At 50.3% G+C, this 13791-nt stretch carries 14 protein-coding genes; 6 read left to right on the plus strand and 8 right to left on the minus strand.

Going from position 1 to position 13791, the window contains the following annotated elements; genetic code table 11:
* Nucleotides 1-43: 43 nt before the first annotated feature.
* Nucleotides 44-3049 (minus strand): efflux RND transporter permease subunit, encoded by a 3006-nt coding sequence (locus AC0LWF_RS10650; protein WP_474651514.1) that lies wholly within the window; start codon nucleotides 3047-3049, stop codon nucleotides 44-46.
* A gap of 240 nt (nucleotides 3050-3289) precedes the next feature.
* Here AC0LWF_RS10650 and AC0LWF_RS10655 point away from each other — a divergent pair, with 240 nt between their 5' ends.
* The 3 genes from AC0LWF_RS10655 to AC0LWF_RS10665 all read left to right on the plus strand — a co-directional run bounded on the left by AC0LWF_RS10655 (nucleotide 3290) and on the right by AC0LWF_RS10665 (nucleotide 5777).
* The gene (locus AC0LWF_RS10655) at nucleotides 3290-4021 is read left to right on the plus strand and encodes an ABC transporter ATP-binding protein (RefSeq protein WP_474651515.1); all 732 of its coding nucleotides are present in this window, start codon (nucleotides 3290-3292) and stop codon (nucleotides 4019-4021) included.
* Nucleotides 4018-5037, plus strand: coding sequence for an ABC transporter permease (locus AC0LWF_RS10660; protein WP_474651516.1), 1020 nt, complete (start codon nucleotides 4018-4020; stop codon nucleotides 5035-5037). Before AC0LWF_RS10655 ends, AC0LWF_RS10660 begins: the two co-directional genes overlap by 4 nt.
* 71 nt (nucleotides 5038-5108) lie before the next feature.
* A complete protein-coding gene (locus AC0LWF_RS10665; RefSeq protein ID WP_474651517.1) occupies nucleotides 5109-5777 on the plus strand; it encodes a TetR/AcrR family transcriptional regulator in 669 nt (222 codons plus the stop codon).
* A gap of 155 nt (nucleotides 5778-5932) precedes the next feature.
* On the opposite strand, the gene AC0LWF_RS10670 is transcribed toward AC0LWF_RS10665, so the two are convergent.
* Together AC0LWF_RS10670 and AC0LWF_RS10675 are read right to left on the minus strand one after the other, a co-directional pair.
* Nucleotides 5933-7126 (minus strand): MFS transporter, encoded by a 1194-nt coding sequence (locus tag AC0LWF_RS10670; RefSeq protein ID WP_474651518.1) that lies wholly within the window; start codon nucleotides 7124-7126, stop codon nucleotides 5933-5935.
* Nucleotides 7127-7144: 18 nt separating this feature from the next.
* On the minus strand, nucleotides 7145-8413 hold the full coding sequence (locus tag AC0LWF_RS10675) for an MFS transporter (RefSeq protein WP_474651519.1): 1269 nt from the start codon (nucleotides 8411-8413) through the stop codon (nucleotides 7145-7147).
* A 145-nt stretch (nucleotides 8414-8558) separates the two neighbouring features.
* Between AC0LWF_RS10675 and AC0LWF_RS10680 the strand changes: the two genes are divergently transcribed.
* Both AC0LWF_RS10680 and AC0LWF_RS10685 read left to right on the plus strand, forming a co-directional pair.
* The gene (locus tag AC0LWF_RS10680) at nucleotides 8559-10025 is read left to right on the plus strand and encodes an aminotransferase class I/II-fold pyridoxal phosphate-dependent enzyme (RefSeq protein ID WP_474651520.1); all 1467 of its coding nucleotides are present in this window, start codon (nucleotides 8559-8561) and stop codon (nucleotides 10023-10025) included.
* A 156-nt stretch (nucleotides 10026-10181) separates the two neighbouring features.
* A complete protein-coding gene (locus AC0LWF_RS10685; protein ID WP_474651521.1) occupies nucleotides 10182-10601 on the plus strand; it encodes a DUF1885 family protein in 420 nt (139 codons plus the stop codon).
* Nucleotides 10602-10656: 55 nt separating this feature from the next.
* Here AC0LWF_RS10685 and AC0LWF_RS10690 read toward each other — a convergent pair whose 3' ends face one another.
* The 3 genes from AC0LWF_RS10690 to AC0LWF_RS10700 form a co-directional block, all read right to left on the minus strand.
* A complete protein-coding gene (locus tag AC0LWF_RS10690; RefSeq protein ID WP_474651522.1) occupies nucleotides 10657-10956 on the minus strand; it encodes a DUF1292 domain-containing protein in 300 nt (99 codons plus the stop codon).
* Nucleotides 10957-11073: 117 nt separating this feature from the next.
* Nucleotides 11074-11643: a stalk domain-containing protein gene (locus tag AC0LWF_RS10695; protein ID WP_474651523.1), complete on the minus strand. Its 570-nt coding sequence runs from the start codon at nucleotides 11641-11643 to the stop codon at nucleotides 11074-11076.
* 158 nt (nucleotides 11644-11801) lie between these two features.
* Entirely contained in the window at nucleotides 11802-12005 is a 204-nt protein-coding gene (locus tag AC0LWF_RS10700) for a hypothetical protein (protein ID WP_474651524.1), read from the minus strand.
* Nucleotides 12006-12165: 160 nt separating this feature from the next.
* Between AC0LWF_RS10700 and AC0LWF_RS10705 the strand changes: the two genes are divergently transcribed.
* On the plus strand, nucleotides 12166-12879 hold the full coding sequence (locus tag AC0LWF_RS10705; RefSeq protein WP_474651757.1) for an MBL fold metallo-hydrolase: 714 nt from the start codon (nucleotides 12166-12168) through the stop codon (nucleotides 12877-12879).
* Nucleotides 12880-12937: 58 nt separating this feature from the next.
* On the opposite strand, the gene AC0LWF_RS10710 is transcribed toward AC0LWF_RS10705, so the two are convergent.
* The gene (locus AC0LWF_RS10710; protein ID WP_474651525.1) at nucleotides 12938-13207 is read right to left on the minus strand and encodes a DUF3892 domain-containing protein; all 270 of its coding nucleotides are present in this window, start codon (nucleotides 13205-13207) and stop codon (nucleotides 12938-12940) included.
* A 415-nt stretch (nucleotides 13208-13622) separates the two neighbouring features.
* On the minus strand, nucleotides 13623-13790 hold the full coding sequence (locus AC0LWF_RS10715) for a hypothetical protein (RefSeq protein WP_474651526.1): 168 nt from the start codon (nucleotides 13788-13790) through the stop codon (nucleotides 13623-13625).
* Between the last annotated feature and the right edge of the window lies 1 nt (nucleotide 13791).

The following is a 13791-nucleotide window of genomic DNA, read 5'->3' on the forward strand; positions in this document are numbered from 1 at the left end:
CAACCCTCTTGAGAGGGTGCCGTAAGGCTTCTTTGTCGTTCAATTATGCTGCGTGGACAGCTGACGCCGCTGCTTTACGCTGGCGCTTCGATTTACGGAAGAAGAACAATTCGTAGATACAAGGTACGATCAGCAAGGTGAGCAATGTCGCTGCCGCCAGACCGCCGATTACGACGATCGCGAGGCTTTGCGATACGATGCTTCCGCTCTCGGAGGAGCCGAATACAAGCGGCAGCATCGCGGAGATCGTAGCGATTGCCGTCATCAGAATCGGACGGGCACGCGTTGTTGCCGCTTCGATCAGCGCTTCGCGGATCGTCATGTGCTGCTCGTTCTGTTTCACGCGGTCGATGAGAACGATCGCGTTCGTTACGACAATTCCGACAAGCATTAATGCGCCGAACACCGCTGTGAAGTCAGGCGAGATATTCGATACGATCAAGCCGACCACTGCGCCGATTGCTGCAAGCGGCAGCGAGCATAGGATGGCAAGCGGTGCACGCAAAGTCTTAAACGTAACAACCATGATCAAGTATACGATACCGATTGCAATCATCATGATGATGCCGAGATCTGCGAAGTCGGATGATTGATCTGCCGATGCGCCGCCAACCGTAAACTTGACGCCATCCGGTGCTTTCAGCTCGCCGACCTTCTTCGTAATTTCTTTACCTACGATCGACAATTGGCTTGGCTCGACGTCAGCCATTACCCGAACGTACGCTTTGCCGTCTTTGTGGTAGAACACACTTGCTTGCTCTGTCTTCACAAGCTTCGCAACGGAAGATACCGGTGCCGGGCCTTGTGCGGTCATTATCGTGAGATTGTTCAAATCAGCTTCTGTCTTCGGATCAACCGAAGGCTGCAGAATAACGCTAGTTACGCGATTATCAATGTTTACAGTGCCGAGCGGGATCGGGTTCAGCATGCCTTGCAGCTGCTGTGCCACTTCGCCGCCTTTGGACTTCAGCGGATCCATTTGGAACGTATACACTGGTTTCTTCTGCTCTTGATTCGATTTTACTTTAATGACGTCTTTCACCGGCTTGATGGCTGCAATGACTTGATCTGCGCCTTTCGCAATATCGTCAAGATCATCGCCTGTTACGTCAACCAAAATTTGCGTCGAGCTGCTGCCGCCTGCGAAATCCATCGCGCCGGCATTCAGGTCAGCACCAGGATACGAAGGACGCTGCGCCTTGATGTCATTGATGAGCTTATCGGCATCTGCGCCGTCTTTCATATCAACCAAGTAAGTTACGAGTGTCGGCGAAGAAACTTCACCGTATTTCGCGCCGTCAGAGCTGTTGCCGTTCTGCATCAGCGCCCAGTCGATATCATCGCGGGCACTTATGAATTTCTCAAGCTTGCGGCCTTCTTCTATCACCTTGTCATGCGGCGTATCGCTTGGATATTCCAGTGTAATGTTCAAATTCTGTACGTTCGATGAGTCGATTGCGCCCTTCGGCATCGACATGTATGCACCAACCGAACCGACGAGCAGTAGAACTGCGACTAAGAGCGGCACCCATTTGTGCTGCAAGTTCCAACCTAGGAAGTTTGCGAAACGTTTGGAGCCTTCATGCTCCTTCATCTTCGTATTACGCAGCAGCACTGCGCTCAAGATCGGCACGACGGTAAGTGCAACCAGCAAGGATGCCAGAAGCGAGTACGTCACTGTCAGAGCGAAAGGAAGCAGGAACGCTTGCAGCGAACCCCGGAGCAAGCCCATCGGCAGGAATACCGCTACGGTTACGAGTGTCGAAGAAGTAATTGCTGTTGCTACTTCTTTTGTTGCATCCATAATGAGTTGAACAGAGAATTGCTCTTTCTGCAGACGACGATAAATGTTCTCGATCACGACGATACTGTCATCGACGAGACGGCCAACTGCAACGGCAACGCCGCCAAGCGTAATAATATTAAGCGTAATGCCGGACATTTGGAGCAAATACAATGTAATACCTAGCGAAAGCGGGATCGATACGATCGTTACGAGTGTAGCGCGCAGGTTGCGCATGAACAGCAGGATAACGATTGTAGCGAACAATGCGCCCATCAATACTTCACGAAGCATCGAATTTACGGAATGAACAACTTGCTCCGATGTGCTCGAGAGCACTTTAATGTCGACTCCCTTCATCTCTTTGTTCAGACGGTCTACTTCATCTTGAACGCCATCGCCGACTTTAACAGCATTGGCATCTGCAGTTTTAGAGATTGTAAGCATAAGCACGTTTTTGCCATCGAGGCTGCTGATGCTCTCCAGTTGATTTTGCGGCTGTACATCAGCTACATCGCCAAGTGTAACGCCCTCAGTGACAGGCAGCTTGCGCAATGTATCCAGATCGTTAATCGAAGCTTCTACGTTAATGTTGCCGGAAGCGCCATCGATCGTTTTCTCTCCGATGGATGCTGCTACTCCGCGGTTTTGCAGAACGCCCATAAGTGCTTGGAAGGGTACGCCTTTGGCTGAGAGCTTAGCCGCGTCTGGCGTTATTGTAATGCTTGGATTCGATTTGCCGCCGAGCGATACGTCGCCTGCGCCGTCCACTTTCTTGAACGCGTTGATAACGTCCTTCTCCGCCTTCTCGCGGTCTGCTTCTTTGATACCGTCAAGATTGATCGATACCCAAGAGATCGGAATCATCGAGGTGTTGAATTGCACCACATATGGTGTCATAACACGTTCAGGAAGCTGCACGGAGCGAACAGCTGCTTCAACCTCTGCTTTCGCATCCTTCATATTTGTTTTTGAGTCAAAAGAAAGATCGATCTTCGAGAAGCCGTTGCCAGATGACGAAGTCATAAGGCTCTTCCCTTTTACGAATTGCACAGCCTCTTCAATCTTCGCTGTTACTTCCGTTTCCATTGATTTGGCATCATAGCCAGGCCCAATCGCGGCAATTGTTACCATCGGATTGTCGGCTTCAGGCAGAAACTCCATCGGGAGACGGTAATAACTGATGACCCCCATTACGAGTGCCATAAGCACTACTAGCTTCATTGCGGCTTTGTTATTGAAAGCCCATTTGGTAATCCATTGCATTGCTGTTCTTTCCCCTCTCATATGGTTCTCCTTAGAACTCCTTGTTAAAGAATACCTAATTCGCTTGTGCTGTGTAAACGTCTCTAGACCAGTCTTTATCCCCGACCTAAGACGGAGGCGCGAATGCGTCTTGAGACAAGTAGTGAGTGATTACTCACTTTACAAGTAATGGGTTGTTGAGTACTATTGAAGTGAGTAATCACTCATTTTATAACTCCAATTCAAGGATGTGATAATGTCATGTGTGCTCTAGCAATCGTAGAAGTACGTAACATCACGCGCCGCTTCGGCAGCAAAACCGTTCTCGACGACATCTCGTTCGGGGTCGAGCGCGGCGAGCTTCTCGGCCTGCTCGGTCCGTCAGGCTCGGGCAAAACAACGCTTATTAAGCTAATCACCGGCATTGATAAGGCAGATGGCGGCAGCGTCGTCATGCTTGGCGAGCAGATGCCGAAGCTGTCCATGCTGCAGCGCTTCGGGTATATGGCACAGTCCGATGCCCTTTATAACGAGCTCACAGCCAAGGAGAATTTAAATTTCTTCGGCTCCCTCTTCGGGCTGAAAGGCAAGCGGCTCACGTCCCGCATTCAAGAAGCGATGGCTATCGTGGGTTTGCAGGAGGATCTGAACAAGACTGTCTCTGCCTACTCCGGCGGGATGAAACGCCGCTTGTCGCTTGCCCTTGCACTGCTTCACGAACCAGAGCTGCTCATACTGGATGAGCCGACTGTCGGCATTGATCCGGTTCTCCGCCAGTCGATCTGGCACGAGCTCGGCGCGATGCGAGAACGCGGAACGACTATCATTCTGACAACGCATGTTATGGACGAAGCAGAGAAATGCGATCGGCTCGGCCTCATCCGCGATGGCAAGCTAACCGCGCTCGGTACGCCAGCCGCTATCAAAGAGAAGAGCGGCACTTCGACCATCGAAGAAGCGTTCATCTTCTACGGGGGAGGTGTGAGAGCATGAGAATCCGTGCGTTAGCTATTCGAATTATTCGCCAGTTTGTGCGCGATAAGCGGACACTCGCGCTCTTGTTCCTTGCGCCTCTGCTCATTCTTACATTAATGAAGCTTGTCTTTAACGGAAACTCAGTTGAACCAAATATCGGCGTCGTCCAAATTCCGAACGCAATCGTCGAACGGTTAGCGAGTTCAGACGCAACGGTTACAACGTACGATAATTCCGCAGCTGCCGACGAGGCTATGAAGAAAGGCGATCTAGATGCGGTGCTCTCGCTAGCTGGCGGTAAGCCTGCGATTATGCTTGAAGGCAGCGACCCTTCCACCAGCAAAATGGTACTGCTCCTGCTCCAGCGCACGATGAGCGCAGAAGCCCCAGGTGTCGCGCCGGCTGTCACCTATTTGCACGGAAGTGCGGATATGGCGTCCTTTGACTATTTTGGCCCAGTTCTGATCGGCTTCTTCTCTTTCTTCTTCGTGTTCATGCTCGCAGGTGTCTCTTTCCTTCGCGAACGGACCAGCGGCACGCTTGAGCGGCTGCTTGCGACACCAATTCGAAGATTCGAAGTCGTGCTCGGCTACTTGACCGGCTTTGGTCTGTTCACGCTTCTGCAGGCTGCACTCATCGCCTGGTATGCCATTGACGTGCTCGGACTGTATATGGACGGTTCAATCTGGCTTGTGCTGCTGATGAATTTGCTGCTGTCGTTAACAGCGCTGACGCTTGGCACGCTGCTGTCCTCTTTTGCAAGCAACGAGTTTCAAATTATTCAGTTCATTCCGCTTGTTGTCGTACCGCAGGTGTTCTTCTCCGGTCTATTCAACCTGGAATCCATGACGCCATGGCTGCAGCAGCTGAGCCACATTATGCCGCTCTATTACGGCGCAGATGCATTGCGAGGCATAATGATCCGTGGCGAAAGCTGGGGGGACATTCAGCTCGATATCTATGTTCTGCTTGGCTTCTCGACGACCTTTGCGCTGCTCAACATCCTTGCGCTGAAGAAGCATCGTTCGATTTAACAAGAACCTAGCGGATGTGGTATGATCGTGGCTAGCTAAAGGTACCGGGTCCTAGAGGAGTTGACGTGAAGATGACCGAAACGATGGAGCTGTGGATGGAAGAATTGCTGAAGAGCGAGGCCGCCAGCGAGAAAATGACGGAGAAGCAGGCGAAGATCTTGGCCACCGCCATTGAGGTGTTCGCCGAGAAAGGCTACGCCGCCTCTTCAACAAGCGAGATTGCGCAGCGCGCAGGAGTCGCCGAAGGCACGATCTTCCGCCATTATAAGACGAAGAAGGAGCTGCTCCTCTCCATCGTAGCACCGGCGATAACGAAGCTCATCGCACCATTCGTCCTGCGCGGCTTCGGCAAAGTGCTCGACTCGAACTACGAGAGCTTCAACGAGGTGCTGCGGGCAATGATTGAGAATCGAATTGAGTTTATCGCGAAGCATCGCAGCATTCTGAAGATTCTTTTGCAGGAAATTCCGTTTCATCCGGAGCTGCAATTGCATCTGCAGAAGGATATTCTCGCGAAGGTGCTGGAGCGTCTCCAGAAGATCGTCGTCAAGTTCCAAGCGCAAGGCCAAATGGTTGACATGCCTTCAATGACAGTTATAAGGTTGTGCATCTCCGCCATTATGGGCTATATCGCGGTAAGAACCGTCTACGGCGAACGTGAAGATGCCGTCTGGGACGATGCGCGGGAACGTGAAGATACGATCAAATTTATTATGCGAGGGCTTGGCTATAACGGTTAAGACCGGCTAAGCTTCAATCGTTAGAACCCTTTCTCTACAGTCTGAGCACCCCTACAACATCGGGTGCTCTTTCTTTTTGTCATCGGGACAGACCCAACAAGCAACAAAAAAGACGTGCCTGGATATGGACATCCATCACACGTCTTTTGATTCATTTATTCCGATATCGTTCTCGCCTGATGCGCCGGCGAATTGTCCAGCATGCGGAAACGCAGCAGCAGTGCGATTCCGGCAAGCGAGAGCAAGCCTCCTGCCACGTATGGCAGCGTAATGTCCACCGAGAACAAAGAAGCCCCGACGAGCGGACCAACAATTCGGCCGAGGCTGTCCATCGAAGAACTAAGTCCTGATGCGACCCCTTGTCCAACCGTCGTCTTCTGGGTAATCAATGATGTTACGCATGGACGGATTAGCGCGTTCCCGATTCCGAAGATTGCAAGATAGATTGTCGAAGTCGTCAAGGAATGTGCGGTTACGAGAAGCAAGAAGCCTACTGCCGAGATGATGAGACCTGCCGCAATATACATCGGCTCTTGTCCTTTACGAATACGTCTGCGAACGACTCCGCCTTGGATAAGCGCACCAACAAGGCCGCAGACGAGGAACATGACGCCAACCTGCAGCGGAGTTACATCGAAGCGCTTCATCCCGAACAATTGCAGTGTTGCTTCAAGGCCTGCAAGCGAAACCGATACGATCAGAGCAAGAATATACAAATATTTGAGCGAGCCGGTGAACGCCTTCCAGCGGGACGGCTTCTTCTCGGTAGCCGCTGCTCTCATCTCTGGTGTCAGTGATTCCGGCAACTTCGTCACGGCAATCAGAAACGTAATGAGTGCGAGCGCAGCTGCCGCGAAGAACGGCGTATTTTGCGATACGAGACTTAATAATCCACCAAAGCCAGGCCCGATCGTGAAGCCTAGGCCGATCGACATGCCGACAAGCCCCATGCCTCTTGTCCGTTGATCGGGTGGCGTAATATCTGCTACATAAGCGACAATAACGGAAGTTACAGCTCCTGAGAACAGGCCGCCTAACAATCTGGAAGCATACATAATCGGCAGGCTGCCGTCTGCAATGCCGAACAGCAGGAAGCTTGCAGCGAAGCCGAGCACACCGATGAGAATTACAGGACGTCGTCCGATACGGTCAGACAGGCCGCCCCATAGCGGAGACAGCAGAAACGCTACCGCAGAATAGACCGATAACATAAGGCCGGTATGGTATTCAACCGCTCCCGGACTTGCTTTTTTAATAAGCTCCGGCAAAACCGGAATAATAATCCCAAACCCGATAAATGTCGTAATTAGCATCAGCATGACGACGCCAAGTCGTTTGTCTTTGTTCATTTTGTTCCCTCCACTCCATCATCGTACCACAACTGCCTTATGTCTTGTTATGAACAAATGAAGAACAAACAAGAGCAGCAGATCGACACCGCTGACGAGAAAAGGAGCATGCGGTCCCAGCATATCCCATAGCTTGCCTGACATAATGCTGCCGAATACCGTTCCCAGCCCTTCGATGGTTAGGAAGAAGCCCCACACTGCACCCCGCTCCGCCTTCGGTATCGCTTGAGCGATTAGCGCATTCCAAGCCGGAATTATGCAGGCGTAGCCAATGCCTACGAAGGCGATAATAACCATAACTAGCGGCAAATTGCGCGTATAGCCTAAGACCGACAACGATACCGCAGCGACTAGGAAGCCTACATGCAAGAACCACTTTGTGCCAAACTTATCGACCCATTTGCCGACAGGAATGAGACCAAGCACGATAACGGCTCCACTGCAGATCAGATACATACTGTACTGCTGCGGCGTGAGATGAAGCACGGTCCGCGCGAATTGGGTCAGCACAGGGGTCAGCAGCCCGAGCGCGAAGTTCTGCATGAACATCGCCGGGTAGAGCAGCTTGCTCGCATGCAGAGACTTGCCCACCTTTGCTAAGTAGCTCCGGACGCGTGCCAGCCACGGCAAGTGCTTCTCTTGTGCACGCTCAGAAGCTGCGGCAACAGGCGCTTCGTCCCGATTTTCAAGCGCCAACGACTGCTTCCTGCCTGGTAAGAACCACGCGACAAGAATGACGACAATCATCATGACAAGCAATATTCGAAAGGCAGGTGTATATGTATGTACGATGAAGAAATTAATGACGATCGGCCCGCAGCCAACGCCCGTGAGCCATGCCATGTATACGACGCTCATAATAGTACCGCTGGATTCGTTCCCTGCAACTGTAGTCGCCCCATTGATGACACATGGCCAGAGCGGCGAAGTGCCAATGCCGAGCAGCAGACAAGCGACGACAATCCACCCGAGCCCGCTCGTGTACGAGACGATTACAACGGATGCGGTCGTGAACAACACGCCGAACAACATCACGTAGCGGTAGCCGATCCGATCGATGACCCAGCCAAGCGGGCTGCGGAATGCGTTATCACCTATATATTGAAGCGCGAGCGCCCAGCCGACCGCATAAGCGGACAGATCAAGCGATTCCCTCATATAAACTGGAAGAATCGAAACGAGCAAAGCCCCTTTCACGAATTCAACCAAATACATAATAATGAGGAGCTGGACGACAAATGGTGACGATAATACTTTTTTCCCTGCCCAGCCTTTAGCGATTCTCATACTTGTTCCCCTTCCATGCTTGCTTTGCACTAGACTCGTGTCCAAGTTATTCTAAGCAAAAAAGTTACTTGCAATCCCCCCTAGTTTTGCTATACTGGGCTTTGTTTATAAACACACTAACCACGAAAGGCTGGGATGAATGCAAATGGATCATACCCGGACTCCGCTGTTTAGCGCACTGCGCAGACATGCGGCCAATAACCCTGTTCAATTCCACATTCCTGGACATAAAAAAGGTCTAGGCAGCGATGCTGAATTTCGCGAATTTATCGGTGACAACGCGTTGTCCATCGACCTTATAAATATTGCGCCGCTAGACGATTTACATCAACCGACTGGCGTTATCGAAGAGGCCCAAAAATTGGCAGCCGATGCTTTCGGAGCTGATTATACCTTTTTTTCCGTACAAGGAACAAGCGGTGCCATCATTACGATGATTATGTCCGTCTGCAATCCGGGCGATAAAATCATAGTGCCAAGAAATGTTCACAAATCGGTCATGTCCGCCATTATATTCGCCGGTGCCCGTCCCGTGTTCATCTCGCCAGCCCGCGATTCGAATCTCGGTATCGATCATGGCATTACGACGAAATCCGTAAAACGTGCTCTTGACCGTCACCATGATGCGAAAGCGGTGCTCGTCATTAACCCGACGTATTACGGCATCTGCGCGGATTTGAAAGAAATCGTCGATCTTGTCCACAGCTACGATGTTCCTGTTCTCGTTGATGAAGCGCATGGCGTGCTCATTCACTTCCATGAGAAGCTGCCAATGTCAGCTATGCAAGCTGGTGCGGATATGGCAGCAACGAGCGTCCATAAGCTTGGCGGCTCAATGACGCAGAGCTCGGTACTCAACCTACGCAGCGGCCGGATTAATCAGCATCGCGTGCAGACGATCATGAGTATGCTGACGTCTACGTCGACCTCTTACATCTTGCTCGCTTCACTAGACACGACTCGCCGCAACTTGGCGATTAACGGTCACGAAATTGCGGAGAAAGCGATCGAGCTTGCGCAACATGCTCGTACCGAAATTAATAAGATGCCAGGCCTTTACTGTATCGGTGAAGAAATTCTCGGCGGCGAAGCGACGTACGATTACGATCCAACGAAGCTGACCATTCACGTCCGTCATCTCGGCATTACTGGCTACGAGACAGAGAACTGGCTGCGCGACCATCACAACATCGAAGTTGAGATGAGCGATATGTACAACATTCTCGCTCTGGTTACACCAGGCGATACGTCTGATTCGGTTGGTACGCTGCTGCATGCGCTTCGCGATCTGGCAGAACAGCATAAAGTGAATGAAGCGAATGAATTGATTGTCAAAATTCCAGAGATTCCACACTTGTCGCTGACGCCGCGCGAGGCATTCTATGCCGAGACGGAAGTCGTGCCTTTCAAAGAATCAGCTGGTCGGATCATCGCTGAATTCATCTATGTCTACCCACCGGGCATTCCGATTCTGCTCCCGGGTGAGGTTATCTCTCAGACGAACATCGACTACATCGTCGATCACGTCGAAGTTGGCCTGCCGGTAAAAGGTCCGGAAGACCGCAGCATTCAATTTGTAAAGGTAATCGTAGAGGAAGAAGCGATTTCCTAATCTCAAGAATCGAATCTATTACAGCAACGTTTGCCCCTGCTCTCCTTCATTCGAAGGAACGGCTGGGGTTTTCTTTTTGCTTGCTACCCTATTAGGACTGGCGGTTATTGTCAATCTTATTGCGATAATGCTATGATGTGGAAGGAGGTGGGCATTATGAGTCAAAGCGCTTACATCAAATTCGTGCAAGGTTCTGCCGTGGATCAACTCAGCCTAAGCGACGTGAAGGAACGGCTCGGCCGTTACAAGGAACAAACCTCGCTTACCGGTCAGCAATTGGCCTGGGACTATCAAGGCGCCGCATTTCCTTATACCATTGAGACGAAGCCCGGGGAAGAGAATCGGTGGTTTTACTTGAAAGGAACGACACCGCAGTACAATCATATCCTGTTCGGTGTTGGAACAGAGAGCGCTGGCGAAGCTACGATCTCGCATGTACAAGTGGTGCTTCCCGACTCCGCTACACATGGCGATAAGTCGAAGGCTAATGAGCTGTGCAAATATTTTGCCAAGCATCTGAAAGCTGAACTAACAATGTTTAACGGGCGTACCATTTACTATAATCCGCGCAAATAAGAAAACTCCGAGGCCCATGGGCTTCGGAGTTTCTTCGTGCATCGTGCTATAGGTTCTAAGCCTCGTTCTCACGCTGCGCGATTTCTTCATAAAGCTTAGTTACGCGTTCCCACTCCGTATCGTCTTCGATACCTACCAGGAATGCTTCACCGTCTTCTTCTTCAATACGGAAAATAATTCCGTCAGCCTCCGGATCGTTGCGGTCCAGCAATACGGAGTATACTTGGTCTTCCGATTCAAACGTAAATACCATCACCATCTCACGCTCGACGCCTTCTTCGTCAGTGACTAGGAAAACATGCTCTTCGTGGTCATGATCATGGTTGCAATTCTCATCATGTACGTGATCGCTCATTGTAAAGTAACCTCATTTCCATTCTTGATTCTTTTCCTTCGTATCGTAACATGTAAGCATCCTCAGGGTCAAACGAAAGCGCCTCTACTAAGTAAAGGCGCTCGGAACGGCATGATCCTACTTGGAATTGGACGTGATTGTCTTCTCAGACACGAGCTTCCAATCTTCCGATCCCGCTACTTTCATATAGAAGTTGATTGTATACTTGCCTGCCGATTCGAACTTATAATCGTAATCGTCTGTCCGATACCAGAAATTATCCTTGTCAATCGCAACGTTATTCGATTGAATCAGGCTCTCGTTGCCGCTTGGATTCGCAATCGTAACCCTCACAGCAGAGATATCGGTCTTAAGATCGTCAATTTGGGCGAAGACCTTGAACGAAATTTTATCGCCCTTGTTCACGTTTCCGAAGATCTTCGTGTCCTGGAAGAGGAACATGTGCACGTTCGGTTTGTAGATCGTTACTTTCTTGGAATTGTCGTCCCATAGTACAATCGACTGCAAGTTGTTGGCGATTTGTCTAATCGATAAGTAGGTTTTGCCGTCAGTGAAGATGCCGCTATCATCTAGCTCGCTCCCGTTTAAGAAGACCCGAACACGCTGTGAAGCTGCGTCCGCGAAGAGCATCGTTCCACCCCATAGCGACAACACGAGCGTCAAAAGGAGTAGTTTTCTGAACTTCATGGTTGTAACCTCCGTCCGTTAATCTGGATGTATGGTTATACTCACCAAGTCGTCCAAAGTTGCGCCAATTGAAAACATTTTTTCCTTACCAAATCCTGTCACATTATGTTGAATATTGCGCTTGCCCGGGAAATATTCAGGTCATAATCCTTTGCTCGCTACACGAACGTCCGGGTCAAAATGCAAGGTACGCCTTTGCCCACAGCCCCAGGCTGCTTCATGTTTTCGTAATAGCGCATCCCTCTCGCACATGGCGTTTTGCACACTCCGCATGTGTCCGACAAGACGAGCTTCAACACCGCCTGTTTGCGGTCTGAAGCGCTCTTCTTCTTCTTCTTTGTTGCTTTGCCTTTACCGGCCATGTTATCCGCACCTGCCCATCTTAACGATCCGTTCATAGCCATCGTATGTAGGCGGATGCGCCTTTGTGCTTGACCAAGGTTTTCCTTTTCATTTGTATTAAGAAGTGATAAATTTGAATGGAACCTATCGCTATAGGAGGACAATTGCTTGGATATCCAGATGCTCGGCACGGGCAATGCTTTTGCGAAGTTGTACTTCAATACCAATGCGCTGATCTATACGCAGCAGCATACCATTCTGCTTGATTGCGGCAACACAGCGCTGCTGTCCATGCACAAGCTGGGTAAATCAGTCAATGACATCGATGCAATTCTCATTAGCCATATTCATGCTGACCATATCGGCGGCTTGGAAGAGCTGGCCTTTCAGATGAAGTTTATTTATAAAAGAAAACCGCTGCTATTCATACCGGAAGCGCTTGTCACGCCGCTCTGGGAGAGCTCATTGAAGGGCGGTCTGCTGCAGGATGAGTGCGGGTCGCTTGACGAATATTTTGAAGTCAGACCTATCGTACCTGGAATTAACAATGAGCTGCTGCCGGGATTTACAGTCGAGCCGATTCAAACGGATCATATTCCGAACAAAATCAGCTATTCGTATTACATAAATGAGATGTTCTTTTATTCCGCCGATCTGAAGTTTAATCCTGAGCTTCTTCATAAGCTCGTGGATCGTGGCTGCCAGAGAATCTTCCACGATTGCCAACTGAGGCCGCCAGCCGTCGTACATACGTCATTGGACGAGCTCTCTTCGCTCCCAGATTACATTAAAGAGCGGATTTGGCTCATGCATTACGAGGATACGAAACCTGACTACGAGGACAAGGCTGGCATCATGCAATTCGTTGAGCAGCATGTGCGCTATACATTGTGAGATAGAAAATAGACAATATAAAAAGCCCGCTGAGCGGGCTTTTTATATTGAAGCTTATCTAGAAGTTAGGCAATTGATCGAGGTTGTTCGTTGGATCACCGTCGGCATTGCCTCGGATATACGTTTCGCCGTCTTTGCCTTTGAACGAGTTTACTCCGGCAATCGCACCGCTCTCTACTTCCGCAAGTGCCTCCTCATAGTTCAATACTCGTCCAGTGGACGTTTGGAACGAGGTTAGATCACCATCGCCATTCTTCTGCACCGCGACGAATGACTCTCGCTGCTCACCGGCTGCTTCTCCGGATTGTTCCGGCATTCTCATGTACATGGGGATTCCTCCTTTTGGCAAGTCATTCTTGTAGGATGGCTGATCGGAGGCTTAATTATGCGGGAATCGGAATTTATTGGCCATAAAATGAAAAAATCCGGGATGCCCTTTAGGAGCATCGCCGGATTTAAGGCGTGTTATCTTCACGTAGTGGAGGCTTCATTCTGCCCGTTTCTATTCTGCCTGACGACGGTGGCGGCCCAATTACTCTTCCTTTATCGGATGAATCATAAACGTCGCTGAATACTGATGTCGAGCTCGGCATAACCGTTTCTGACTGCTTGCGCAAGCAACCCGTACACACGAATAGGAATAGAACGATACAGCACAGCATGATTGTCTTCAAGTATACCACTCCCGTTGGTGAGATGGGATTAGTATACCCGTGAAGCTAACATAGCAAACATTTCCTCATTTACCGTTTGGATGCCTTCGCTTCTGGCGGGAGCTTTCTCTTCCATACAAAGGTTTCATCATAGGCGATCGTATCATTGATGACCATCTTGGCTACACACAAGCAAACCGTACCGACGATACCAAACAAACCAACCAGCCATACAAATAAATGAGCAGCTTCCGCCACT

Source organism: Paenibacillus sp. sgz302114 (genome assembly GCF_056120345.1).